Source organism: Variovorax sp. P1_H12_2 (assembly GCF_056405335.1).
Genome location: NZ_JBFUCI010000693.1, coordinates 1 through 1,713, shown reverse-complemented (window position 1 = coordinate 1,713; position 1,713 = coordinate 1). Strand labels below are relative to the sequence as shown.

The 1,713-nt window shown below is 68.0% G+C and carries 2 protein-coding genes and 1 pseudogene; all 3 read right to left on the bottom strand.

The window, feature by feature from the left end; genetic code table 11:
* A pseudogene (locus AC1D2K_RS34270) lies at positions 1-259 on the bottom strand (cytochrome c biogenesis protein CcdA); the annotation flags it as partial.
* A gap of 120 nt (positions 260-379) precedes the next feature.
* Positions 380-886 (bottom strand): DUF1993 domain-containing protein, encoded by a 507-nt coding sequence (locus tag AC1D2K_RS34265; protein WP_478094834.1) that lies wholly within the window; start codon positions 884-886, stop codon positions 380-382.
* Between the two features lie 51 nt (positions 887-937).
* On the bottom strand, positions 938-1,713 hold a 776-nt coding region (locus AC1D2K_RS34260), incomplete at its 5' end, for an alpha/beta fold hydrolase (RefSeq protein WP_478094833.1).

Here is a 1,713-nt window from a genome sequence, read left to right as displayed (position 1 = left end):
TGGCCAGGCCGAACAGCAGCAGCCCTGCGATGGCCGCATGGCGCAAGGCCTCGGCCGAGAGCCCTGCCACCTGCGAGAAGAGGCTGAACGCCACCGTCACGCCAGCGAACGCCGCGACGAATCCGGCCGTGATGAAGAGCGGCCGCACGCGATCCGGCGCATCGATCGATGCGCCCAGCACGATCGGCAGCATGGGCAGCACGCAAGGCGCCGCCACCGTCAGCACGCCGGCCGAGAACGCCAGGGCGAGATCGATCACAGGCACCGCCCGCGCAACGAGCCATACATTCGCAATCCTCGGAGGAAGTCCGGACTGGAATTCGTTGGCGCGGTGCGGCTCAGACCTGGTGTTTACCCTTAGTTCTGCGGCGCAGCGCGCTCAAAAGCGCCCGAGGTAGTCGAGCTTGCTGAGCGCCACGCCCCTGTGCCGCAGCACGTCGTAGGCCGTGGTGACGTGGAAGAAGAAGTTCGGCAGCGCAAACTGCAGCAGGTAGCGCTCGGCCGTGAACTTCAATTCATTGCCGCGCACCTTCATCGTGATCTCGCGCGCCTCGGCGCCGTCGATCAGCGTGCGGTCCACGCCCTGGAGAAATTCGATGGTCTTCGCGACCCGCGCCTGCAGCTCGGCATAGGTGGTCTCGGTATCGGGAAAGCTCGGCGCCGTGATGCCGGCCAGCCGCGCCGTACCGAGCTTGGAGGCGTCGCTCGCGCTCTGCACCTGCCCCGCCAGCGTGAACATGTCCGGCGCCAGCCGCGCATTGACGAGTTCGACCGGATCGATGCCCGAGGCCTGCGCATGCGCGAGGCCCTTGTCCAGCACATGCGAGAGCTGGCCGAGTCCGCGGCTGAACACCGGGACGGAAATGTCGTAGAGAGATAGCGCCATGAAGGAGGACTCCGTGTTGAGTGGGCGGCCCGATTGTCGGACCACCTTCGATCACGTGCCGGCAGCTCGGACAAAGGCCTCGATCGGGTCCAGATGGGCAGGCACGTTGAGCGCAGGCGCATGGCCGCAGCCCGGAACCTCGATCACCTGCAGGCGGCCCGCCGCACCGGGGYCGCGCCGGCGCATCTCGTCCAGCGTGTCCGGCAGCACCAGGTCGGATTCGGCGCCGCGCAGGCACAGCATCGGCGCCTCGATGGCGTCGTAGTGCGCCCACAGCAGGTAGTCGTCGGGATGGGCTTCGAACTGCCGCACCATCGCCGGGTCGTAGTGCGGCGTCACGCGGCCGTCGGGCAGCCGGCAGGTCGAGGTCTCGGTGAGCCGCCGCCATTGGGCATCGCTGAGCCAGCCATAGGGCTTGTAGACCGTGCGGAAGAACTGCTCGAGTTCGACCACGGTGTCGAAGGCCGGCGGCTGGCCCGCATACGAGCGAATGCGCGCGATCGCGGCCGCCGCGATCTGCGGCGCGTTGTCGTTGAGCACCAGGCTCGCGATGCGCGGCTTCATCGTCGGCTCGAGCAGGCCCGAGGCCGACACCATGCCGATGGCACCCCCCATCGAGGTCCCGACCCAGTGCACGCGCGTGAGCTTCAGTTCATCGAACAGCCCGAGCGCGAGCCGGCCGTAGAAGGACAGCTGGTACTCGTCGTCCGGCACCGGGCTCCACTGGCTCAGCCCGCGGCCGATGGTGTCGGGGCAGATCACGCGAAAGCCACGCTCGGCGAAATGCGAAGCGAGTTCATCCATGTCGCGGCAGGTGCGCGCGAGGC

Bases quoted from the DNA above. Each gene is read 5' to 3' on its own strand.
- AC1D2K_RS34265 (WP_478094834.1), bottom strand. From the start codon at position 886: ATGGCGCTATCTCTCTACGACATTTCCGTCCCGGTGTTCAGCCGCGGA.